The organism is Stutzerimonas stutzeri RCH2 (assembly GCF_000327065.1).
Lineage (GTDB): Bacteria > Pseudomonadota > Gammaproteobacteria > Pseudomonadales > Pseudomonadaceae > Stutzerimonas > Stutzerimonas stutzeri_AE.
This window is the reverse complement of record NC_019936.1, coordinates 1,420,531-1,442,872: the sequence shown is the minus strand read 5'-3', so window position 1 is coordinate 1,442,872 and position 22,342 is coordinate 1,420,531. Positions and strand designations below refer to the sequence as shown.

Here is a 22,342-nt window from a genome sequence, read left to right as displayed (position 1 = left end):
AACAGGCGCCACTTAAACGCCATGACCGCAGTACTCTTTCGTTGTCGACCTCGGTGATCTTTTCTTTACCTCGAAAGCAGCGAAACCCTGCCAGGCAGGGTTTCGCTAAGCCGCTGGCTAGAGCGGTTATCAGATTCGGAACTGGCCAACCAGACGCTGCAGCTGCTCGGCCAGGCCATTGAGCTCCCGGGCCGTCTGCGCACCCTGCGCGGCATCGCTGGCCACCCCATCCACCGCATCGGCGATGTGATGCACGCTGCGGTTGATCTCCTCAGCCACTGCGGTCTGTTCCTCGGCGGCGGCGGCGATTTGCGCGTTCATCGAGTTGATCGTGCCAATCAATGCGGAGATGGCATCCAGCGATTCGCCAGCCTGGTTGGCGTGATTCCGCGTGCTTTCGCCCTTCTCTCCGGCGCGCAGCATGGTACCGACGGTGTGTGAAGTCGCATTCTGCAGCCGATCGATCATGCCCTGGATCTCCCCGGTGCTCTGCTGCGTACGACTGGCCAGCGCACGGACTTCATCGGCAACCACGGCGAAACCACGGCCGGCCTCACCGGCACGCGCCGCCTCGATGGCCGCGTTGAGTGCAAGCAAATTGGTCTGCTCGGCAATCGCGCGGATCACATCGAGCACGCCGACGATGCCCTTCACGTCCTGCTGCAAGCCTTCCAGCGACTCGCCACTGCCGCGCAGCTCGCCAACCAGTTCATGGATCTGACGGATGCTCTGATCAACCACCTGCTTGGCGGCAACGCCCTGCTGATCGGTCTCCCGTGCCGCCTCGGCGGCACGCTGCGCGCTCATTGCCACTTCATGCGCCGCGGCGGACATCTCGTTGATGGCCGTGGCGACCTGATCGGTCTCGCTGCGCTGATCGGCCATCGCCTGCTCGGAGCGCTGCGCCTGACTGGCTACCGCGCCGACCAGACCGCTGAGCTGGGTGGTGGTGCCGGCGACCTGACGCACGAGAGCGTGAATCTTCTCGACGAAGCGATTGAAGGAGGTCGACAGTTCGCCTAGCTCATCGCGGCTGGTGATCGGTAGCCGATGAGTCAGGTCACCGTCACCCTGGGCCATGTCGTCAAGGTTCTGCTTGATCTGCAGCAGTGGGCGCAGGATGGCGTTGCTCATCAGGACCGCGAGGCCAGCCATCAGAATCAGCAGCAGCAATGCCGAGCCAAGCATGATCAGCGTGAGGCTGTCGATGCGCGCCTGGAAGACAGCGCGAGCTTCGACAACGTCGCGCTCCACGTCATCCAGATTCAGCGAAGTGCCGAATACCAGGTTCCACTTCGGCAGGTATTCCGCGTAGCCGACCTTGGGCACCAGCGCATTGCTGCCGGGAACGGCAAAGCTGTAGTCGACATAGTGGCTCGAATCCTGTCCCGCCTTGACCAGCTCGCGAATGGCAAAGACGCCATTCGGGTCGCGGTAATCAGCAAAGCTCTCGCCAATGCGCTCACGCGTGGCACCCTGAAACACCCGCCGCGACTGGCCGTCATAGCCCCAGAAATAGCCTTCACTGCCATAGCTCAGGCGCTCGAAGATGGCCACCGCCTGGCTTCGTGCCTGCATGTCACCTTCGGCGGAGCGTTCATAGATCGGCCCGATGGCGTTCTTTGCCAGTTCGACGTAGTGCTTGAGTTCGGCACGGCGATCACGGATCAGGCTCGCCCGGGTCTGTGCCTCCTGCTGGTCAGCCAGATCCTTTAGCTGTACTACCGAAACTCCACTGAGCACTACCGCAAGCAGCAGAATCGGGCCAAGCGCAAGCAAAAGCAGCTTCGCCCGCAGGCGTAAGGACGACAACATCTGGTAAATCCCCAAAAAAAACATGGTTAAGTAGTGCCATTGTGCCACCGACTACAGAACCAGGAGAACGCGACCAAATGCCAATTAAGGGAATTGCCGACGCTGCCGATGAACGCCGTTCGCATAAATAAAAAACCCCGCCGAGGCGGGGTTATTTTTTGCGTTGCGGTGCTTACTTCTTATGCCCCAGCTTGCGCAGTTCCTCGTCGCGCAGCTCGCGACGCAGGATCTTGCCGACATTGGTGGTCGGCAGGCTGTCGCGGAATTCCACGGCTTTCGGCCGCTTGTAACCGGTCAGGTTGTCATGCATGTGCTGCATGACCTGCTCCTTGGTCAGGCTCTCGCCCGGCTTGACCACCACGAACAGCTTGATCGCCTCGCCCGACTTCTCGTCCGGCACGCCGATGGCAGCGCTCTGCAGCACGCCCGGCAGGCTGGCGAGCACGTCTTCCAGCTCGTTGGGATACACGTTGAAGCCGGACACCAGAATCATGTCCTTCTTGCGGTCAACGATGCGGATGTAGCCATCTTCCTGGATGACGCCGATGTCGCCCGTCTTGAACCAGCCCTGCGCATCGATTACTTCGTCGGTGGCCTCCGGCCGCTGCCAGTAGCCCTTCATCACCTGGGGACCCTTGATGCACAGCTCGCCGATCTCGCCCTGCGCCAGGTCCTGGCCGTCATCGTTGATGACCTTGAACTGTGTAGAGGGAACCGGGATGCCGATGGAGCCGAGCTGAATGTGCTCGATGGGATTGACCGAGGCCACCGGGCTGGTTTCGGTCAGGCCGTAGCCTTCGCAGATCGGGCAACCAGTGACCTGCTTCCAGCGTTCGGCCGTGGCCAGCTGCAGCGCCATGCCGCCAGACAGGGTGACCTTGAGCGCGGAGAAATCGAGCTTGCGGAAGTCTTCGCTGTTGCACAGTGCAACGAACAGGGTATTGAGGCCAACGAAGCCGCTGAAGCGGTACTTGCCGAGATCCTTGATCATCGCCGGCAGGTCGCGCGGGTTTGAGATCAGGATGTTGTGGTTGCCGCTGAGCATCATCGCCATGCAGTGAAAGGTGAAGGCGTAGATGTGATAGAGCGGCAATGGCGCGATCAATACTTCGCTGCCGTCATTGAGGTTCGAGCCCATCAGCGCCTTGCACTGCAGCATGTTGGCGACGATGTTGCGGTGGGTCAGCATGGCGCCCTTGGCCACGCCGGTGGTGCCGCCGGTGTATTGCAGCACGGCCACGTCATCGCTCTTCGGCAACGCCTCGCGCACAGGCTTGCCACGGCCCAGCGCCAGCGCATCGTTGAGCTTGACGGCTTTCGGCAGGCTGTAGGCCGGCACCATCTTCTTCACGTGCTTGACCACCGCGTTGACCAGCATGCGCTTGAGCGGCGGCAGCATGTCGGCGACTTCGGTGATGACCACGTGCTTGATGCCGGTCTTGGGCAATACTTCCTCGGCCAGATGCGCCATGTTGGCCAGGCATACCAGCGCCTTGGCGCCAGCGTCGTTGAACTGGTGTTCCATCTCCCGCGCGGTGTACAGCGGGTTGGTGTTGACCACGATGAGGCCGGCACGCATGGCGCCGAACACGACGATGGGGTACTGAATCAGGTTGGGCAGCTGCACGGCGATGCGGTCGCCGGGCTGAAGATCGGTGTTCTGCTGCAGGTAGGCGGCGAAGTCACCAGAGAGCTTGTACAGCTCACCGTAGGTCAGGGTCTTGCCGAGATTGCTGAACGCCGGCTTGTCCGCGAAGCGCTCGCATGACTGTTTAAGCACAGCCTGGATGTTCTGGTATTCGTCAGGGTTGATCTCGCTGGAGACCCCAACAGGATATTTATCCTTCCAGAAGTTATCGGTCATGAACCCCACTCCTAAGCAACAGCTTTATCACTGCGCGATGGCAGCTGTTTTGTTGTGATTTGTTAACTTTTGTACCGCGTATCGGGCAAAAAGCGTTCCCGAGGTTAGCAGCTTTGCATTGGAGCGAATAGAGCCCGAGACGGGTCTATTCGACATAAAGTGACCGAAACAAATATCCCGGTCACTTTCGTGGGTTTCCCTGAAACCACCTTCAGGCAGAGTCGTCAGGCGATATCGCGCAGTTCACGCCGCAATATCTTGCCTACTGGCGTCATCGGCAGTGCATCGCGGAATACGTAGTGCCGCGGCATCTTGTAGCCGGTGAAATTCTCCCGGCAGTAGGCATGAAGCTCGTCCTGATCAAGCGTCGGATCGCTCGGTACGACGAACAGTTTGACCGCCTCGCCGGACTTCTCGTCCGCCACGCCAATGGCAGCGCATGCCGCTACCTTCGGATGGGCCATCACCACGTCCTCGATCTCGTTGGGGTAGACGTTGAAGCCAGAAACGATGATCAGATCCTTCTTGCGATCGACGATGCTGACGAAACCGTCCTCGTCGATCACCGCGATGTCGCCAGTCTTCAGCCAGCCCTCCTCGTCCAGCACTTCGGCCGTGGCGTCGGGGCGCTGCCAGTAGCCCTTCATCACCTGCGGGCCCTTGACGCACAGCTCGCCGCGCTCGCCGAGCGGCAAGGCGTTGCCTTCGTCATCGATGACCTTGACCGTGGTGCCGGGCACCGGCAGCCCGACGGTGCCGAGGCGCGAGTGCTCGCCGTGCGGGTTCGCGCAGACCACCGGCGACGTCTCGGTCAGGCCGTAGCCCTCGACAACCGTGCAGCCGGTCATGCTCTTCCAGCGCTCGGCGACTGCCGACACCAAAGCGGTACCACCCGAATTGGTGCCTTTGAGACGGGAGAAGTCGATCTTTTTGAACTGCGGGTGAGCCATCAGCGCGACGAACAGCGTGTTGAGCCCGAGGAAAGCGGAAAACTGCCAGCGCTGCAGCTCCTTGACGAAGCCGTTGATATCCCGCGGATTGGTGATCAGCACGTTGTGGTTGCCAGTGACCACCATGCACATGCAATTCACCGTGAATGCATAGATATGGTAGAGCGGCAGCGGCGCGATCATCACTTCCTGGCCTTCACGGATAATCGGGTGGCCGTGCTCGTCCAGCTGCTGCATGTTGGCTCGCACCTGCTGCATGTTCGCCACCAGGTTGCCATGGGTCAGCATGGCGCCCTTGGCCACGCCGGTCGTGCCGCCGGTGTACTGCAGCACGGCGACGTGATCGAGCTCCAGCGGCGCCGGTTTGTGGTTGTGGCGGGCCCCGTCACGCAGCACGTCCTTGAAGGAAATGGCTTGCGGCAGGCTGTAATCCGGCACCATCTTCTTCAGGTGCTTGACCGCCGCGTTGACCAGCACGCCCTTGAGCGGCGGCAGCATGTCGCCGATGCGCACTTCAATCAGGTGTTCGATGGCCGTATCGGGCAGCACCTCCTGCACGTTATGGCCGAAGGTATTGAGGTACACCAGCGCCCGCGCACCGGAATCCTGGAACTGGTGGCGCATCTCCCGCGAGGTGTAAAGCGGGTTGGTATTGACCACGATAAGACCGGCGCGCAGAGCACCGAATACCGCGATGGGATACTGCAAAAGGTTGGGCATCTGAATGGCGATGCGGTCGCCAGGCTGCAGATCGGTATGGTGCTGCAACCAGGCGGTAAAAGCGGCGGAGTGGCGCTCCAGATCGGAGTAGCTGAGGGTGACACCCATATTGCTGAATGCAGGGCGGTCCGCATGGGTCTTGCAGGCGCGCTCGAACACTTCGACGACCGAGCGATAAACCCCCATATCGATGTCGTTGGGCACGCCGGCAGGGCGTTTGTCATTCCAGAATTCAGGCTGCATTGTTATTGGCCTCTTTACCTGAGAGTGTCTGGCCCACGCATGGTGGGCTCTGGCGAACTTAGCAGGTCGACGTCGCGACGCAACAGCTCAAGCCGCACAAATCACTGATGTGAATCTTCCGTCACGCTGCCGAACGCGTCCGGGCCCGGGACAACCGGGGCACATGCCTCTAGAATGCTGCCCCAGCGCGCGGACACCGGCTGTAGCGGATCGCGCGACACGCTTCGATCCATCGGGCGCAGCATCTGGCGCGCCGACCAGCCTGAGGACACTCCATGAGCACTATCAGCAATACGCCCTACGCCGAACTGGAAGTTGGCCAGCAAGCGAGCTTCGAAAAACACGTTGAGGAAAGGGACATCCAGCTGTTCGCTGCCATGTCCGGCGACCGCAACCCGGTCCACCTGGACGCGGATTTCGCCGCCGGTACGCTGTTCAAGGAGCGCATCGCCCATGGCATGTTCAGCGGCGCGCTGATCAGCGCTGCCGTCGCCTGCACCATGCCTGGCCCTGGCACCATCTATCTCGGCCAGACCATGAAATTCACCCGCCCGGTGAAGATCGGCGACACCCTGACCGTGCGCCTGGAAATCCTCGAAAAGCTGCCGAAGAACCGCGTGCGCATCGCCACCCGCGTGTTCAACCAGAACGAGGAACAGGTGGTCGACGGCGAAGCCGAAGTGCTCGCGCCGCGCAAGCAGGAAACCGTCGAGCTGAAGGAACTGCCGCCGATCACCATCGGCTGAGCATTACCAGGTTCACTACCCCGTCGCGTGACGGGGGCAATCTGAGGGCGCCTGGTTGGCGCCCTCAGCATTTCCAGCAATGCCCGACCGGGGGACAAGCAGAACGCCATTACGGCCTGGGCCTACGCCCCGGGCAGAGCCCTAGCGGAGGATGCGTGTCGGATACCTCGGGCTGACCATCGAGCGAGCAGTACAACAAGAACAACAATGGGACCTTTCCATGCTCATTCGCTCGATCGCTTACCGGCGCCTGGCGGCGCTCGTCCTCGGCGGCTTGTCGCTGGCCATGCAACCCGCTTCGGCTGCCCCGCTCGACCATGGCTCCGACGAAGCCCTGCTCTACTACCAGCGCGCCGACGGCGACTACAACGGCTGGGGCCCACACCTGTGGAATACCCCCGACTGCAATGGCAGTGCGACTGAAACCAGCTGGGCGCAACCGCTCACAGCAGCCGGGACCGATCCGGAGTACGGCGCGTTCTACCGCATCCCACTGAGCGTCGACGCCAGCTGCCTGAACCTGATCATGCACAAGGGCGACGAGAAGGATCTCGGCGGTGGCGACCTGACCTGGCGCTTCGACGAGCTGGGCCGTCGCGTCTTCACGGTCAGCGGCAACCCACAGCTGTCCAGCACGCCGCTGAGCGGCAGCGCAGTGGCGATCAAGGGCGCGCGGGCGCATTGGCTCGATCCGTTCACACTCGCACTGGTGAACGGCGCGCCGGGCGCCAGCCGGCTGGAACTGCGCTATGCCAGCGACGCCAGCATCCGCATCGACGGCGAGGCACGTACCGTCAGCGGCGGGCAAAGCCTGGTGTTGCAGCCGTCTGCCCTGCGCAATGGCCTCAAGCGCCAACACCCGCATTTGGCGAACGCCCCTGCTTATCGGATCACCGCAGGTGCAAGAGACATTCGCCGCGCCGTGATGAGCCAACTGGTGGTGGTCGCCTATGACGCCGATGACCGGGTCATCGATGCCACCGAGGTGCAGACTGCCGGCATCCTCGACATGCTGTTTGCATACAACGGCGAGCTGGGTGCGACGCTCGCTGCCAAAGGCGTCTCCTTCAAGCTCTGGGCGCCGACCGCGCAGCGGGTTCGCCTGCACGTGTTCGATGCCGCCAAACGGCTGCTACCCGGTTATCCCAAACTTATGCAGGAGCGGCTCGGCGTCTGGAGCCTGGAAGGCCCGCGCTCACTGGATCGGCAGTATTACCAGTACGAAGTCACCGCTTACCGGCCAAGCACCGGCACGATCGAGACAACACTGGTCAGCGATCCCTACGCCCTGAGCCTGTCACGCAACAGCCAGTACGCCCAGGTGGTCGATCTGAACGCCGATGATCTCAAGCCCGCCGGCTGGGATGCCGTGCGTCCGCCACGCCCGCAGCGTCCCGAGGCGAACGTGATCTACGAAACCCATCTGCGCGACTTCAGCGCCAGCGACACCAGCCTGCCAGCGGCGCTGCGCGGCACCTACGCAGCGTTTACCCATCAGCACAGCGACAGCATGCGGCACCTGCGCGATCTGCAGAAAGCCGGGCTCACCCATGTGCAGCTGCTGCCGGTGTTCGACATCGCCACCATCGACGAAGACCCTGCCCGGCGGATCAATCTGGACGACCCTTTCGCCAAGCTCTGCGACCTGTCGGATGCCGCCCGGGAGCGCTGGGCGCAGTACTGTGGCGCAGCGAGCATCCGTCAGGTGCTAGCGGGCTTCGACCCGGCCAGCGGTCAGGCGCAATCGCTGTACAACGACTTGCGCGGGCTGGACGACTTCAACTGGGGCTACGACCCCTTCCACTTCACTGCGCCCGAGGGCAGCTACGCCAGCGACGCCGAAGGCGTGCAGCGGATCATCGAGTTCCGCCAGATGGTGCAGGCCTTGGCCGGCAACGACCTGGCCACGGTGATGGACGTGGTCTACAACCACACCAACGCCTCCGGCCTGGCCGAAAAATCCGTCCTGGACAAGGTCGTGCCCGGTTACTACCACCGCCGCAACCCCACCACCGGCGCGGTGGAAACCTCGACCTGCTGCGAGAACACCGCCAGCGAGCACCGCATGATGGCCAAGCTGATGACCGACTCGCTGAAGGTCTGGGCACGCGACTACAAGATCGCCGGCTTTCGCTTCGATCTGATGGGTCACCATATGCGCGAGCAGATCATCGATGCGTATCGCGCCGTTCGCCGTATCGACCGCGACACCTATTTCTACGGCGAAGGCTGGGAATTCGGCGAGGTCGCCGGCAACGCACGCGGCATCAATGCCAACCAGGCGAACATGGCCGGTACCGGTGTCGGCACTTTCAACGACCGGCAACGTGATGCGGTCCGTGGCGGCAGCCCCTTCGACAGCGGCGACAGCATTCGTCGCAACCAGGGCTTCGCCAACGGCCTCTATCTGCGGCCCAACGAGCTGAGCGCCGCCGGGGCGCAGGAGAAGGCGCAACTGCTGCACGCCGCCGATCTGATCCGCGTTGGCATCGCCGGTGGCCTGCGCGATTTCCAGTTCGTCACCGCCGACGGCAGCATGCGCAAGGGCAGCGAGATCGACTACAACGGCCAGCCCGCCGGCTATACGCTGGACCCGCAGGAGACCGTCAATTACGTCTCAAAGCACGACAACCAGACGCTATGGGACAACAACCAGTACAAGTTCGCCAGCAGCCTGTCGGTTGCCGACCGGGTCCGCCTGCACCTGGTGGCGCTGTCGGTGCCGCTGTTCAGCCAAGGCGTGCCCTTCATCCATCTCGGCTCCGACATTCTGCGCTCCAAGTCCATGCAGCGTGACAGCTACGACTCGGGAGACTGGTTCAATGCGGTGGATTTCAGCTACCAGGACAACAACTGGAACAAAGGCTTGCCGCGTGCGGACAAGGACGGCGACAACTGGCCGCTGATTCGCAGAATCATCGTCGACCCACAGGCCAAACCCGGCCCTACCGAGATCGTCACGGCGAAGCGGCGTTTTCTTGAGCTGCTGAAAATCCGTAGCGACAGCCAGCTGTTCCAGCTCGACAGCGCCCACGAAGTGCAGCGACGCCTGCAGTTTCACAACACCGGGCCCGAACAGCAGCCTGGGGTGATCGCCTTCAGCCTGGCGGATGCACCGCACGACGGTCGCGATCTGGACCGCCGGTACAGCTCATTGAAGGTGGTGATCAATGCATCGGCCCAACGGGCTCGGCTGCCGGGCGCCGACGGCTACCAGCTGCATCCGGCGTTGAAGAGTTCGATCGATCCGATCAGTCGCCAGGCCAAGGTCGTCGATGGGGAGTTCCAGGTGCCGGCGTTCACGACGAGCGTGTTCGTCCAACCCCAGACCCGTCGATAAATCGCGCGCAAAAAAAAAGGCGACCATGGGTCGCCTAAATGCCTTGCGTGCTCTTTGAATCTGTCGGGATCAGCTCTTCTTGTGAGCGTCCCGCCAGATGAAATATCCGAAACCTGCGAGGAAGGCGACCATCAGGCCGACCGTGACCACCCCTGCGAGCACCACATTATCGACAAACATGAGACCTACCTCCGACACTTGATTCGCTGTTCGATGGGTTCAAGTTAAACCCGCTGCCGCAGAGAAAAATTGACCCGGATCAATGGCCGCAAAATGGCGGGCACAGGCGCGCGCAACGACTGATCCAAGTCAAGAAAACAGGGGTATAGGAGTCGAAAAACAGCAGGGAAAGCGCAAATGCGCGGGGAAGTACAGGCAGCTAATAGCGAATCGATATGTGCGATATGAAGAGGGACCGCAACTAACGCTTCTTCGAAGTGCGTTTGCCTTTCTTCTTTGCCTTGCCCAGCGGCAGCACCTGCTCGAAGACCTTGCGCATCTCTTCGAGGCGTTTGTCATTGAGGTCATGCACACGCTTGGCGCGCTCGGCGCTGAAGTCGATCAGTTTCTCGTCGGTACTCATCGCGTCGGTCTCGGCTGGATCAGGCGGAAAGTCAGGTTGAGACGCGGTTCCAGCACTTTGCTGGTCCGCGCGATCTGGTGCTGCCAATGATGCTGCGTTACGCCCCCCATGACCAGCAGCGAGCCATGGCCCAGTACAAGTGAATGCTGGATCCGCCCGCTGCCCTTGCGTCGCAGGTCGAAGCGCCGCTCGGCGCCCAGGCTCAGCGAAGCGACGGTGGGGCAATCGCCCAGCTCGGGCTCATCGTCACTGTGCCAACCCATGGCGTCGCGTCCATCGCGATACAGGTTCAGCAACACGCCGTTGAAGCGCTGGCCGGTGTCCTTCTGCAGACGCTCACGGATTTCCTGCAACAGCGGCGTCCAGGCCAGCGGATCATGGCGCTGGCCGGAATAGCGATACCCGGCGTCCGCGTCGCCGTACCAGGCGACCATGCGTGGTACTGCAACCTGGCGGCCATAGATGCGAATTTCGGGTTGCGACCAGGGCGTGGCGCTGATGAGTTCCTCCAGCCAGGCATCGGCGGTTTCGCTGTCGGCCCACCCCGGTTGGTAGTCCAGTGCGGCATCCGGCAACTCGATCGATGAAGCGTGGCTCGGGTCGGTCGTGAACACCTCAGACCTCGACATCAACCCAGAGCCCCTGTCGCGGCAGCTCCTCAAGCTCGGCCTGGTCCTGCTCATCGGTCTCGCCGGTCGCCAGCTCCTCCGGGGTGTAACCCCGGCGCTGACGCCGCCGCTGCTCGTCGCGCAACATCTGCTCACTCTCTTGAGGGTGCCGGCGGTCGAGGCTGACTGCGCTTTCGCTGGAGCTCGGCTGCACGGGCGTAACCGGTGCGATCTCCGGGCGCGGCTTGACCACGTCCTGCTGGGCGTTGACCGGAAATACGCCTGATGGGATGGGTGGCAGCATGCTCGTTACCCCTCTATACCGATGAATCGGCGTGGCACCAGCCAACTTTAACAGGACCGCTACACTTCATGCGTCACGCAGTCGCCATCGGCCGTCGCTCTGATGGCGACGTTCCGTTACCATAGCCGGCTTTTTCACAGCGGGAGGCAGCATGGCGCAGCAGTATCTACCGGGGCAACGCTGGATCAGCGACAGCGAGGCAGAACTCGGCCTCGGAACCATCCTGACCCAGGATGGACGGATGCTCACCGTGCTCTACCCGGCGACCGGCGAAACGCGCCAGTACGCGACACGCAGCGCCCCACTGACGCGGGTGCGCTTCGTTCCCGGTGACGAGATCACCCATTTCGAAGGCTGGAAGATGACCGTGCGCGAGGTCGACGACGTCGACGGCCTGCTGGTCTACCACGGCCTGACGGCGCAGAACGAAGCTCGCACCCTGCCGGAAACCCAACTGTCGAACTTCATCCAGTTCCGCCTGGCCAGCGACCGCCTGTTCGCCGGGCAGATCGACCCGCTGGCCTGGTTCAGCCTGCGCTACCACACCCTGCAACACCAGAGCGCCCAGTTGCAGTCTTCGCTGTGGGGCCTCGGCGGCGTGCGTGCGCAACCCATCGCGCACCAGCTGCATATCGCCAAGGAAGTCGCCGACCGCATCGCTCCGCGCGTACTGCTGGCCGACGAAGTGGGCCTGGGCAAGACCATCGAAGCCGGCCTGATCATCCATCGTCAGCTGCTCTCCGGCCGCGCCAGCCGGGTGTTGATCCTGGTTCCGGAAAACCTCCAGCACCAGTGGCTGGTGGAAATGCGCCGCCGCTTCAACCTGGAAGTCGCCCTGTTCGATGCCGAGCGTTTCATCGAGAGCGATGCCAGCAACCCGTTCGAAGACACCCAGCTGGCACTGGTATCGCTGGAATGGCTTAAGGAAGACGAACGCGCCCAGGATGCTGCCTTTGCCGCCGGCTGGGACGTGCTGGTGGTGGACGAAGCGCACCATCTGGTCTGGCACCCGGAAGGTGCCAGCGCCGAATACAAGCTGGTCGAACAGCTGGCCGAAGTGATTCCCGGCGTGCTGCTGCTCACCGCGACCCCGGAGCAGCTCGGTCTGGACAGCCACTTCGCCCGTCTGCGCCTGCTCGACCCGAATCGCTTCCATGATCTCGAAGCCTTCCGCGCCGAAAGCTCCAGCTATCAGCCGGTGGCCGAAGCCGTGCAGGAACTGCTCGACGAGGGCCGCCTTTCGCAGCAGGCGCACCAGACCATCCATGACTTCCTCGGCGCCGAAGGCGAAGCCCTGCTCGCCGCCGCCACCGATGGCGACATCGAGGCCAGCAGCCGCCTGATCCGCGAACTGCTCGACCGTCACGGCACTGGCCGCCTGCTGTTCCGCAACACCCGCGCCGCCGTGCAGGGTTTTCCGGAGCGCCAGCTGCATCCGTATCCGCTGCCCTGCCCGGCCGAATACCTCGAACTGCCGCTGGGCGAGCACGCCGAGCTGTATCCGGAAGTGGCCTTCCAGAGCCAGCAGGATGATGGCGAAGCGAGCAACCGCTGGTGGCAGTTCGATCCGCGTGTCGAGTGGCTGATCGACACGCTGAAAATGCTGAAGAAGTTCAAGGTACTGGTCATCTGCGCCCATGCCGAGACCGCCCTCGACTTGGAAGACGCACTGCGCGTGCGCTCCGGCATCCCGGCCACAGTGTTCCACGAAGGCATGAGCATCCTTGAGCGCGACCGCGCCGCGGCCTACTTCGCCGACGAGGACTTCGGCGCGCAGGTACTGATCTGCTCGGAGATCGGCAGTGAGGGCCGCAACTTCCAGTTCAGTCACCATCTGGTACTGTTCGATCTGCCGGCGCATCCGGACCTGCTCGAGCAGCGCATCGGCCGTCTCGACCGCATCGGCCAGCAGCACACCATCCAGCTGCACGTGCCCTATCTGGAAACCAGTCCGCAGGAGCGCCTGTTCACCTGGTATCACCAGGCGCTGAATGCCTTCCTCAATACCTGCCCGACCGGTAACGCACTGCAGCACCGCTTCGGTCCGCAGCTGCTGGCGCAGCTGGAAGAAGGCGACGATGACGCCTATCAGCTGCTGATCGACGAGGCCCGCGCCGAGCGCGAACGCCTGGAAGCCGAACTGCACAGCGGCCGCGACCGCCTGCTGGAGCTCAATTCCGGCGGCGGCGAACAGGGCAAGGCACTGGTCGAAGCCATCGAGGAGCAGGACGACCAGTTCGCCCTGCCGATCTATATGGAGCAGTTGTTCGACGCGTTCGGCATCGACAGCGAAGACCACTCGGAAAACGCCCTGGTACTGCGCCCCAGCGAAAAGATGCTGGATGCCAGCTTCCCGCTGGGCGACGACGAGGCCGTGACCATCACCTACGACCGCGAACAGGCCCTGGCCCGCGAAGACATGCAGTTCCTCACCTGGGAACATCCCATGGTGCAGGGCGGCATGGACCTGGTGCTGTCGGGCTCCATGGGCAACACCGCGGTCGCGCTGATCAAGAACAAGGCGCTCAAGCCGGGTACCGTGCTGCTCGAACTGCTGTTCGTCAGCGAAGTGGTGGCGCCGCGCGCGCTGCAGCTGAGTCGCTTCCTGCCGCCGCTGGCGCTGCGCTGTCTGCTCGACGGCAATGGCAACGACCTGGCCTCGAAGGTGGCCTTCGATACGCTCAACGATCAGCTGGAAAGCGTGCCGCGCGCCAGCGCCAACAAGTTCGTCCAGGCCCAACGCGACGTGCTGGCCATGCAGATCGCCGCTGCCGAAGCCAAGATCGCCCCACGCCACACCGAACGTGTTGCCGAAGCCAAGCGCAAGCTCAAGGCCGGACTGGACGAGGAATTGGCGCGTCTGGTGGCGCTGCAGGCGGTCAACCCGAGCGTGCGCGACAGCGAAATCGAGGCACTGCGTCAGCAGCGCGAAGAAGGCCTGGCGGCACTGGACAAGGCTGCACTGCGCCTGGAGGCGATTCGAGTGCTGGTGGCTGGTTGAATTGGCAGCTTGCCAGTGTGCTGCGGATGGGCTGAAGCCCATCCTGCTGCGTTTGGTTGAGCGCTAGCGGTCAGACCGCAGCGCTCGCGACCGGAGCGAATCCAACCGCCCCTCAGCCGCAGCACTTATGATGGAGCAAAGGGTGCCTACCCCTGCTCTTTCCGCGCGATACCCCAGTAGGCGCCAATTCGCCCAACCAGGGCCTTCGGCGGCTCGGCATACAGCCTGCGACCGAGGCGCAATGCACGCTGCTGCAACTGCGCGCGCCGCTGCTCGATGCAGCGCTGCAACACGTCGCGGGTTTCCGGCGGACCGAACAGCTCCGGCTCGTCCTGCATCAGCTGCGTCATCACCGCCAGGTCGTGATCGTCCCCCAGTGCATCGGCCACCTGCTTGAGCTGCTCGGCACGGCTTTCCAGCGCATCCGGCCAGCACGGCGACAGCAGCTGGCAGTGATACCAGTGGTCTTTCACCCGCTTGCGCCACTCATGCAGCAGCTCGTCAGAGCCATCCTTCTCCGCACGCGCCAGATCCCGCACGCCGTCGGTGTAGGTCCGACGGATGCCGTCGGCCAGCAGGCCGAAGCCCTTGCCCGGGAGCTTCCAATGCTGCACATCCTGGATCAGTGCGCGCAGCTCGCCCAGCACTTGCGCCACGTCCGCCTCGAAACCGCTATGCACGTCGCCCTCCGGCGCGGCGCGCTGCTGCAAGTGCAGGCGGATCTGCCGAAACGCATCGCCAACGAACAGCGACTGGTCGGTGCGCGCCAGGGCATCCCAGCTTTCCAGCATGGCCGCTGCATCACGCGATTCCGCCAGGGAGCGTCCCATGTCGCGCAGCCGGCGATTGTCGAGCTTGAATCGCGCACCGAGAGGCTCGCGCACCAAGCGCAACAGCGCACGCAGCTCCTTGAAGCGCTTGCGCGCCTGGTGCACCCCTTCCGCACGCTCGGCCGGCTCGACGCAAAGCGCCTGGATCGCCTTTTCGATGCGCTGCAGGGCGACCTTGCGCACCTCCTTGGCGGCGTTGCGTGCAGGGCGTATGCGATAGGCCATCAGGTTCTCCTCGATAAGGACGCTCCGTTTGAGCACCAGTACTGGGACCCGTACGCCAAGCCCGGCGTTGACACGCGAGTGTGAAGTTTATGTGTCAGCGCGTGACGTCGTTCCCGACTCAACCGTAGCGCTTGCGCGCCTCGATGGCCAATCCGCTGCCGATGCTGCCGAAGCGATTGCCTTCGACATGCCGTGCACGGGGGAGCAGCCCGGCAACGCTGTCGCGCAGTGCAGGAATAGCGCTCGAGCCACCGGTGAAGAACACCGTATCGACCTCATCATGGCGCACGCCGGCATCCGCCAGCAGCTGATTGATGCTGCCACCGATACGGTCAAGCAGTGCGGCGATGGCGCTTTCGAAACCCTGACGCGTCAACTCGGCCTGCAAGTGCGGTTCAATGCGCTGGAAGTCGATGGCGAAACGCTCCGCCTCGGTCAGCTCGATCTTGCCCTGCTCCACCTGCATGGCCAGCCAGTGCCCGGCACGCTGTTCGATCAGGCGGTACAACCGATCAATGCCGGTAGGATCGACGATGTCGTAGCGCATGCTCTGCAGCGCTCGTAGCGAGGCCGGCGCGTAAACGGCGTTGATGGTGTGCCAGGTGGCCAGGTTGAGGTGCGTACTGGTCGGCATCGGCGCATCGCTCTTCATCCGGCTGCCATAGCCGAACAGCGGCATCACCCCGCTCAGGCTGAGCTGCTTGTCGAAGTCGGTACCGCCGATATGCACGCCGCCGGTAGCGAGAATGTCCGCCTGACGATCATCGACAGCCCGGCGCTCGGGCGATAGCCGCACCAGCGAGAAGTCGGAGGTACCACCGCCGATATCGACGATCAGCACGCGCTCTTCGCGTTCGATACGCGACTCGTAGTCGAACGCCGCGGCGATCGGCTCGTACTGGAAGGACACGTCCTTGAAGCCGATCTTGCGGGCGGCAGCGGCGAGGGTGTCCGCCGCCTCGCGGTCGGCTTGCGGGTCGTCATCGACGAAAAACACCGGTCGCCCCAGCACGACCTGCTCGAATGGCCGACCCGCAGCCGTTTCGGCGCGCTGCTTGAGGGTGCCGAGAAACAGGCCGAGGATTTCCTTGAACGGCATCGCGCTGCCCAGCACCGTGGTTTCGCTTTTCAGCAACTTGGAGCCGAGCAGGCTCTTGAGCGAGCGCATCAGGCGTCCCTCGTAGCCTTCGAGGTATTCGCTCAACGCCTGGCGACCATAGACCGGCCGGCGCTCCTCGAGGTTGAAGAACACCACCGATGGCAATGTCGGCTGCTCGCCCTCGAGCACGATCAGCGGGTCCATGTCCGGGCGCCACCAACCAACCGTGGAGTTGGAAGTACCGAAGTCGATGCCGCAGGCGCGGGCAGGTAGGACGTTGGGCATGGTCTTTTTCCGCGGGTACTGAAAAACGGCCGCGCAGTGTAAAGGAGGCCGCCCTCGGTTGCAGGCCTATCGTCAGCCGCGTTACTTGAGGCCAAAAAAATGCCCGGCCATCGCTGGTCCGGGCACAAACCCCATAACGCTACGCCGTATCAGGCAGGCACTGCCTCCGCGCCAGGCGCATCCGCCGTCATCCCGGCAGTCATGCGCTTGGCATCGGCACAGAACGTCCGCGACGCCTGGAAGAGGAACACCATGGTCAGCAGCAACGAGGCGGGTATCAGGTACATCGCCCCGTGCAGCCCCTCGGCGCGGAAGGCCTCGGCCATCTCGCTGGCGCCCGCCGCCAGCATTGCTGCTTCGGCGAAATGGTCCGAGAGCAGGCCGACCACTACCGTCCCCATACCGCCACCGAGCAGATACAGCCCGGCGAAGAACAGCGCCATGGCCGTGGCCCGCAGACGCGGCTCGACCACGTCCTGAATTGCCGTGTAGACGCAGGTATAGAAGTTGTAGGAGAACAGCCAGCCGATGCTGAACACCGCGACGAACATGCCGACCTCGATACGCCCGGCCAGCAGCGCATAGCCGGTCGCGATGGTCGCGATCAACATGCTCACCGCCGCGAAGATCAGGCGACCGCGGGCGAAGCGCTGGTGAATGCGATCGGCAACCCAGCCACCCAGCGTCAGCCCGAACAGACCGGTCAAGCCGACGATCACGCCGGTGGCCACCGAGGCTTGGACCAGCGAGACCCCGTGATAGCGCATCAGCAGCGGCACCATGAAGGCATTACAGGCATAGGTCGCGAAGTTGAACGCCAGCCCGGCCAGCACCAGCCACCAGAAAGTGCGGATAGACAGCACCTTGCGCATCGGCTGCTTCACCGGTTCCTGGGATACCTTGACGGTCTCGGCGGCGCCACGCTTGGGCTCCTTGATGAAGAAGATGAACAGCGCCAGCACCAGGCCTGGCACGGCAGCGATAAAGAACGGCGCACGCCAGCTGCCGAACGCCTCGACCATCGAGCCGATGGTGAAAAAAGCCAGCAGCAGCCCCAGCGGCAGGCCGAGCATGAAGATGCCCATCGCCCGCGCGCGTTTGTGCGCCGGAAACAGGTCGCCGATCAGCGAGTTGGCGGCCGGCGCGTAACTGGCTTCGCCGATGCCGATGCCCATGCGCACCAGGAGGAAGCTCCAGAAGTTCCAGGCCAGCCCGTTGACCGCCGTCAGGCCGCTCCAGGCAGTCAGCCCCCAGCCCATGATCTTGCGCCGCGAACCGAGATCGGCCATGCGCCCCAGGGGCAGACCGGCAATGGCATAGACGATGGTGAAAGCGGTGCCGATCAGGCCGAGCTGGAAGTCGTTGAGGCTCCACTCCAGGCGGATCGGCTCGGCGATGATCGCCGGAATGGTGCGATCGAAGAAGTTGAACAGGTTCGCCAGAAACAGCAGAAACAGCACGCGCCAGGCGTTGGATGCTTGGGTGGAAGGCTGCATGACGTCGGTCTCGATTGTTCTTATATTTCCGGCCGCAGACCAGCCGGGACTCGACGATGACTCTAGAGTCTGTGCCTGCTCCTGTCTCCGAACATCACCTTCGCTTATGCCGCGCGATGGCTCACCGCTCGCGCCAATCGGCCAGCCAGCCCAGGCTGGCATCGGTGCCCTGCTCGCCCGGTTTGTACTCGGCGCTCAGCCAGCCCTGGTAGCCGGCGGCCTGCAAGGCTTGCAGCGCTGCGCTGAAGTCCAGCTCACCGCTACCGGGCGCGCCGCGGCCCGGGCAATCGGCGAATTGCACATGACCGATGCGCTCACCCAACTGGGCGATGCAGTTGGGCAGGTCCAGCTGTTGGCGGGCCATATGGTAGAAATCCAGCTGCGCCATGCAGTTGGGGTGATCGACCCGCTCCAGCAGCGCCTCGAGATCCGCCGCGCTGTTGATCAGAAAGCCCCGCATGTCGAGTGGATTGATCGCTTCGCAGAGCACGCGGATGCCGAGCATGTCGAAGGCGTCGGCGGTTTTCCACAGATTGTGCTCCAGGGTCTCCAGCGCCAGCTCTCGGTCGACGCCCTCGGCGAGGCGACCCGGCAGCACGTTGACGCTGGCCGGGCGAACCATCAACGCATAGGTCAGTGCCTCCTGTAGCGCCGCGTCGAAGGCCTCCTGCCGATCCGGCACCGCCGCCAGACCTGGCCCGCCCTGCAGCAAATCGCCAGCGGGCAGATTGATCAGCACCAGCGGCATGCCGGCGCGCTCGAGCTGTTCTTTCAGGCGCATGGCCGGCACTTCATAGGGAAACTGGATCTCCACCCCATCGAAACCGGCGACGCGGGCGGCCAGGATGCGTTCGGTTAGCGGCAGTTCGGTGAACAGCAGCGACAGATTGGCGGCGATCTTCATTGCTCGTCCTCCCAGTACATCTGCACCAGCGTGGCGGGATCGCGCTCCAGATTGCCCTGGCTGCCGTGCAGACGCATCAGCTGTGCCGCCAGTCCGCTCAATGGCGTCGCCGAACCCTGCTCGCGGGACAGTTTCACTGCGGTGTCGAGGTCCTTGAGCAAGGTGCGCACATGCCATTTCACCGGTTCGAATTCACTCGCGGCCATCTGTGGAGCGAGGATCTGCAGCGGCCTGGAATCGGCGAAGCCTCCAGCCAGTGCCGGTGCCAGCAGGCTGGCGTCGACCCCGGCTCGTTCGGCCAAGGCCACCACCTCGGCGATCACCAGCGCATTGCAGGCGACAATCATCTGATTGCAGACTTTCGTCACCTGGCCGGCCCCGACCTCGCCCATATGGGTCAGGCGCTGACCGAGATTCATCAGCACCGGCCGCACCCGCTCGACATCCTCGACGCGCCCGCCCGCCATGATCACCAGGCTGCCGGCTTCCGCCCCCGGAGTACCACCGGACACCGGCGCGTCCACCCAGCGCATGCCACTGCGAAACTCCAGCTCAGCGGCCATGTCACGGGTAGCGGCCGGTTCGAGACTGGAGTGATCGACCAGCAGCTTGCCGGCCTTGCCACCTTCGGCAATGCCGCCCTTGCCGAACAGCACCTCGCGCACAGCCGCGGTGTCAGCCAGGCAAAGCAGGACGATGTCCGCCTCCGCGCAGAGTTCGGCAGGCGTGGCTACTGCCCTAGCGCCCAGCGCGACCAGCGGCTCGCACTTCTCGGGCGATCGATTCCACACGACCAGACGATACCCCGCGGCGAGCAGGCGCCGGCACATTGGCAGGCCCATCAGGCCGATACCGGCAAAGGCGAGAGTTGGCAGGTCGGACATGGGGCGACTCCTTGGCGAACGAGGCGCTGATTCTAGCGCCGCAGCGACCTCGGCAGCCATGCGCCGTGCCTGCTGGCAAGCCGAAGCTGACGTCCGCCTGCAACTTGATGCCACAATGTCACAACGCCATATCCAGCAAATTGCCCGACCAACCGGAACGATCCGCCTTTGAGCGCCTCTGAAGGAGGCCTCGAGGCATCACCTCGCGCAGACCATCCGCTCAACGCACGCCCGTCTCGACAATGCGCGTGCATCAGAAGACATCGCAGGAAAACGCAATGGATTTACTTCAGATCATCGTCCTGGCCATTGTGCAGGGGCTTACCGAGTTCTTGCCGGTATCGAGCTCGGCTCATCTGATCCTCTTCCCGCATCTGGCGGGCTGGGAAGACCAGGGATTGGCATTCGATGTCGCCGTACATCTCGGCACGCTGTTCGCCGTGGTCTGGTACTTCCGCCAGGAAGTGTTCGGCATGACCCGCGACTGGTTCGCTTCGCTGGCGAAGCGTGAACGCGTGGGCGACAGCCGACTGGCGTGGGCCGTGATCCTCGGAACGATTCCGGCTGGCATCGCCGGGCTGCTGTTCAAGGGCTTCATCGAAGAGCAGATGCGCTCGCCACTGGTAATCGCCTGGGCGACCATCGGCTTCGGCCTGTTGCTGTGGTGGTCGGATGTGGTCAGCCGGAAAACACCGCAGCCACGTGATGAACACAGCCTCAGCTGGAAAGACATCTTGTTGATCGGCTGCGCTCAGGCCCTGGCGCTGATCCCCGGGACCTCGCGCTCGGGCGTGACCATGACCGCCGGCTTGCTACTGGGGCTGTCGCGCTCAGGCGCCGCGCGCTTCTCCTTCCTGCTGTCGATCCCGATCATCGTGCTGGCCAGCGCCTTGAGCATGCTCGATCTGGCGGAAGGCGGCGTAGCCGTGGACTGGACGGCGATGGGCCTTGGCGTGGTGTTGTCGGCGGTGAGCGCCTACCTGTGCATCCACTTCTTCCTGAAGCTGTTGGAGCGCGTCGGCATGCTGCCGTTCGTGATCTACCGTTTGATCCTTGGCGTGGTGCTGCTGGTTCTATTCAGCGGCGCCTGAGCACGACTGATACGGTGAACACCTTGCCGCGCTTCGCGATCCCTCGCTTCCGCGGCGCCGGCCGGAGCTCCATGCGCTATCAACCCTGGGGCAGATCGATCAGCAATGGGCCAAGCAGGACAGCTGCGATACGTGCTTCGGTGAACATTTTCTCGGTCAGAGGCACGCTACGTACTTCGGCGCTGCCAACAGGTTGCGCCTGAATTCTCGCTACCTCTCTGAATGAGTGACCATCTGCCCAGACCATGGTGGACCGACCCTTCTTATCGCACTTCACATTCGCTTCCTTTGCCTGCGGGGTGGCACATTGCATTTATTCGGCCACTACAGATCACTTAGGTTTGGGGTCTGAAAAAAGTTCGTCGTGTTACACGATATTTCTGCACTGAACTGCACGACGAATGCTCCGAGCGTCCCTGCTCAGCTTTCGCTTGGCGTCGCACGCCTCCCGCGCTCTATAATCCGCGCGCTTTTTCCGCTATTGAACCGGAGAACCCTCAATGCTGAAGCGCTCCCTGGCAGCCGTTGCCGGCTTTGCCCTGTCCCTGTCTATTGCCACCACCCACGCCGCTGAAGCCCTGCGGGTTTCTGCCATCCCCGACGAAGCACCGACCGAGCTGATCCGCAAGTTCAAGCCGCTGGGCGAATACCTGGAACAGCAACTGGGCATGCCGGTGAAGTTCACCCCGGTATCGGACTATGCCGCTGTCGTCGAATCCCTGGCCTCCGACCGCCTTGATCTCGCCTGGCTGGGCGGCTTCACCTTCGTCCAGACCCGTCTGAAGACTGGCAATGCGATCCCGCTGGTACAGCGTGAGCAGGACGAGCAGTTCACCAGCAAGTTCATCACCGCCGATCCTGCGGTGAAATCACTGGCCGACCTCCAGGGCAAGACCTTCGCCTTCGGCTCGGTATCGTCGACCTCCGGCAGCCTGATGCCGCGCTACTTCATGCTCAAGGACGGCATCGAGCCCGAGAAATACTTCAAGCGCATCGCCTACTCCGGCGCCCACGACGCCACCGCCGCCTGGGTCGAAGCCGGCAAGGCCGACGCCGGGGTGCTCAATGCCTCGGTATGGGACAAGCTGGTCGCGGCCGGCAAGGTCGACACCGCCAAGGTCCGCGTGATCTCCACCACGCCGCCCTACTACGACTACAACTGGACAGTGCGTGGCAATCTCGACCCGGCTCTGGTCGAGAAGATCAAGGCAGCGTTCCTCGCCCTCGACCCGGCCAACCCCGAGCACAAGGCGATCCTTGACCTGCAGGCCGCCAGCCGCTTCATCGAGACCAAGCCGGAAAACTACGCCGGCATCGAAGAAGCCGCGCGGGCGGCCGGACTGCTGAAGTGACG

17 protein-coding genes are annotated in these 22,342 nt (G+C 63.3%); 5 read left to right on the top strand and 12 right to left on the bottom strand.

From position 1 onward, the window contains the following. Positions 1–129 precede the first annotated feature (129 nt). The 3 genes from PSEST_RS06520 to fadD2 all read right to left on the bottom strand — a co-directional run bounded on the left by PSEST_RS06520 (position 130) and on the right by fadD2 (position 5,592). Positions 130–1,815, bottom strand: coding sequence for a methyl-accepting chemotaxis protein (locus tag PSEST_RS06520; RefSeq protein WP_015276205.1), 1,686 nt, complete (start codon positions 1,813–1,815; stop codon positions 130–132). A gap of 172 nt (positions 1,816–1,987) precedes the next feature. Then, positions 1,988–3,679, bottom strand: coding sequence for a long-chain-fatty-acid--CoA ligase FadD1 (gene fadD1 / locus PSEST_RS06515; RefSeq protein ID WP_015276204.1), 1,692 nt, complete (start codon positions 3,677–3,679; stop codon positions 1,988–1,990). Between the two features lie 224 nt (positions 3,680–3,903). Then, positions 3,904–5,592 (bottom strand): long-chain-fatty-acid--CoA ligase FadD2, encoded by a 1,689-nt coding sequence (fadD2, locus tag PSEST_RS06510; RefSeq protein ID WP_015276203.1) that lies wholly within the window; start codon positions 5,590–5,592, stop codon positions 3,904–3,906. A gap of 275 nt (positions 5,593–5,867) precedes the next feature. On the opposite strand from fadD2, the gene PSEST_RS06505 reads away from it, so the two are divergent. Continuing rightward, positions 5,868–6,338 carry a MaoC family dehydratase gene (locus tag PSEST_RS06505; protein ID WP_015276202.1) on the top strand — a complete coding sequence of 157 codons (471 nt, stop codon included), beginning with the start codon at positions 5,868–5,870 and terminating at the stop codon, positions 6,336–6,338. Between the two features lie 220 nt (positions 6,339–6,558). Continuing rightward, positions 6,559–9,678, top strand: a complete 3,120-nt coding sequence (gene pulA, locus PSEST_RS06500) for a pullulanase-type alpha-1,6-glucosidase (RefSeq protein ID WP_015276201.1) — start codon at positions 6,559–6,561, stop codon at positions 9,676–9,678. A gap of 69 nt (positions 9,679–9,747) precedes the next feature. Here the strand turns inward: pulA and ccoM are convergent, their stop codons facing one another. The 4 genes from ccoM to PSEST_RS06485 form a co-directional block, all read right to left on the bottom strand. Continuing rightward, on the bottom strand, positions 9,748–9,858 hold the full coding sequence (gene ccoM / locus PSEST_RS22510; RefSeq protein WP_003281374.1) for a cytochrome c oxidase subunit CcoM: 111 nt from the start codon (positions 9,856–9,858) through the stop codon (positions 9,748–9,750). 241 nt (positions 9,859–10,099) lie between these two features. Next, positions 10,100–10,261: a hypothetical protein gene (locus tag PSEST_RS22270; RefSeq protein ID WP_015276200.1), complete on the bottom strand. Its 162-nt coding sequence runs from the start codon at positions 10,259–10,261 to the stop codon at positions 10,100–10,102. Continuing rightward, entirely contained in the window at positions 10,258–10,890 is a 633-nt protein-coding gene (locus PSEST_RS06490) for an alpha-ketoglutarate-dependent dioxygenase AlkB family protein (RefSeq protein ID WP_051035497.1), read from the bottom strand. Before PSEST_RS06490 ends, PSEST_RS22270 begins: the two co-directional genes overlap by 4 nt. Then, entirely contained in the window at positions 10,877–11,173 is a 297-nt protein-coding gene (locus PSEST_RS06485; RefSeq protein WP_015276198.1) for a hypothetical protein, read from the bottom strand. The genes PSEST_RS06490 and PSEST_RS06485 overlap by 14 nt, the downstream gene beginning before the upstream one ends. A gap of 151 nt (positions 11,174–11,324) precedes the next feature. Between PSEST_RS06485 and rapA the strand changes: the two genes are divergently transcribed. Then, positions 11,325–14,174 carry an RNA polymerase-associated protein RapA gene (rapA, locus tag PSEST_RS06480; protein WP_015276197.1) on the top strand — a complete coding sequence of 950 codons (2,850 nt, stop codon included), beginning with the start codon at positions 11,325–11,327 and terminating at the stop codon, positions 14,172–14,174. Positions 14,175–14,320: 146 nt separating this feature from the next. On the opposite strand, the gene PSEST_RS06475 is transcribed toward rapA, so the two are convergent. From PSEST_RS06475 to PSEST_RS06455, 5 genes are all read right to left on the bottom strand, one after another. Then, a complete protein-coding gene (locus PSEST_RS06475; protein ID WP_015276196.1) occupies positions 14,321–15,229 on the bottom strand; it encodes a CHAD domain-containing protein in 909 nt (302 codons plus the stop codon). Positions 15,230–15,347: 118 nt separating this feature from the next. Continuing rightward, positions 15,348–16,613 carry an Hsp70 family protein gene (locus PSEST_RS06470; protein WP_015276195.1) on the bottom strand — a complete coding sequence of 422 codons (1,266 nt, stop codon included), beginning with the start codon at positions 16,611–16,613 and terminating at the stop codon, positions 15,348–15,350. A 149-nt stretch (positions 16,614–16,762) separates the two neighbouring features. After that, positions 16,763–18,109: a spinster family MFS transporter gene (locus PSEST_RS06465; RefSeq protein ID WP_015276194.1), complete on the bottom strand. Its 1,347-nt coding sequence runs from the start codon at positions 18,107–18,109 to the stop codon at positions 16,763–16,765. 121 nt (positions 18,110–18,230) lie between these two features. Continuing rightward, positions 18,231–19,013, bottom strand: coding sequence for a hydroxypyruvate isomerase family protein (locus tag PSEST_RS06460; RefSeq protein WP_015276193.1), 783 nt, complete (start codon positions 19,011–19,013; stop codon positions 18,231–18,233). Beyond that, positions 19,010–19,897: an NAD(P)-dependent oxidoreductase gene (locus PSEST_RS06455; RefSeq protein ID WP_015276192.1), complete on the bottom strand. Its 888-nt coding sequence runs from the start codon at positions 19,895–19,897 to the stop codon at positions 19,010–19,012. Before PSEST_RS06455 ends, PSEST_RS06460 begins: the two co-directional genes overlap by 4 nt. 278 nt (positions 19,898–20,175) lie before the next feature. On the opposite strand from PSEST_RS06455, the gene PSEST_RS06450 reads away from it, so the two are divergent. Both PSEST_RS06450 and PSEST_RS06440 read left to right on the top strand, forming a co-directional pair. Beyond that, positions 20,176–20,988 (top strand): undecaprenyl-diphosphate phosphatase, encoded by an 813-nt coding sequence (locus PSEST_RS06450; protein WP_015276191.1) that lies wholly within the window; start codon positions 20,176–20,178, stop codon positions 20,986–20,988. A 500-nt stretch (positions 20,989–21,488) separates the two neighbouring features. Then, a complete protein-coding gene (locus tag PSEST_RS06440; RefSeq protein WP_015276190.1) occupies positions 21,489–22,340 on the top strand; it encodes a putative selenate ABC transporter substrate-binding protein in 852 nt (283 codons plus the stop codon). Positions 22,341–22,342: the final 2 nt, after the last annotated feature.

Excerpts from the sequence above, each read along its gene's own strand:
- PSEST_RS06520 (WP_015276205.1), bottom strand. The coding sequence starts at position 1,815 with ATGTTGTCGTCCTTACGCCTGCGGGCGAAGCTGCTTTTGCTTGCGCTT.
- fadD1 (WP_015276204.1), bottom strand. The coding sequence starts at position 3,679 with ATGACCGATAACTTCTGGAAGGATAAATATCCTGTTGGGGTCTCCAGC.
- fadD2 (WP_015276203.1), bottom strand. The coding sequence starts at position 5,592 with ATGCAGCCTGAATTCTGGAATGACAAACGCCCTGCCGGCGTGCCCAAC.
- PSEST_RS06505 (WP_015276202.1), top strand. The coding sequence starts at position 5,868 with ATGAGCACTATCAGCAATACGCCCTACGCCGAACTGGAAGTTGGCCAG.
- pulA (WP_015276201.1), top strand. The coding sequence starts at position 6,559 with ATGCTCATTCGCTCGATCGCTTACCGGCGCCTGGCGGCGCTCGTCCTC.
- ccoM (WP_003281374.1), bottom strand. The coding sequence starts at position 9,858 with ATGTTTGTCGATAATGTGGTGCTCGCAGGGGTGGTCACGGTCGGCCTG.
- PSEST_RS22270 (WP_015276200.1), bottom strand. The coding sequence starts at position 10,261 with ATGAGTACCGACGAGAAACTGATCGACTTCAGCGCCGAGCGCGCCAAG.
- PSEST_RS06490 (WP_051035497.1), bottom strand. The coding sequence starts at position 10,890 with ATGTCGAGGTCTGAGGTGTTCACGACCGACCCGAGCCACGCTTCATCG.
- PSEST_RS06485 (WP_015276198.1), bottom strand. The coding sequence starts at position 11,173 with ATGCTGCCACCCATCCCATCAGGCGTATTTCCGGTCAACGCCCAGCAG.
- rapA (WP_015276197.1), top strand. The coding sequence starts at position 11,325 with ATGGCGCAGCAGTATCTACCGGGGCAACGCTGGATCAGCGACAGCGAG.
- PSEST_RS06475 (WP_015276196.1), bottom strand. The coding sequence starts at position 15,229 with ATGGCCTATCGCATACGCCCTGCACGCAACGCCGCCAAGGAGGTGCGC.
- PSEST_RS06470 (WP_015276195.1), bottom strand. The coding sequence starts at position 16,613 with ATGCCCAACGTCCTACCTGCCCGCGCCTGCGGCATCGACTTCGGTACT.
- PSEST_RS06465 (WP_015276194.1), bottom strand. The coding sequence starts at position 18,109 with ATGCAGCCTTCCACCCAAGCATCCAACGCCTGGCGCGTGCTGTTTCTG.
- PSEST_RS06460 (WP_015276193.1), bottom strand. The coding sequence starts at position 19,013 with ATGAAGATCGCCGCCAATCTGTCGCTGCTGTTCACCGAACTGCCGCTA.
- PSEST_RS06455 (WP_015276192.1), bottom strand. The coding sequence starts at position 19,897 with ATGTCCGACCTGCCAACTCTCGCCTTTGCCGGTATCGGCCTGATGGGC.
- PSEST_RS06450 (WP_015276191.1), top strand. The coding sequence starts at position 20,176 with ATGGATTTACTTCAGATCATCGTCCTGGCCATTGTGCAGGGGCTTACC.
- PSEST_RS06440 (WP_015276190.1), top strand. The coding sequence starts at position 21,489 with ATGCTGAAGCGCTCCCTGGCAGCCGTTGCCGGCTTTGCCCTGTCCCTG.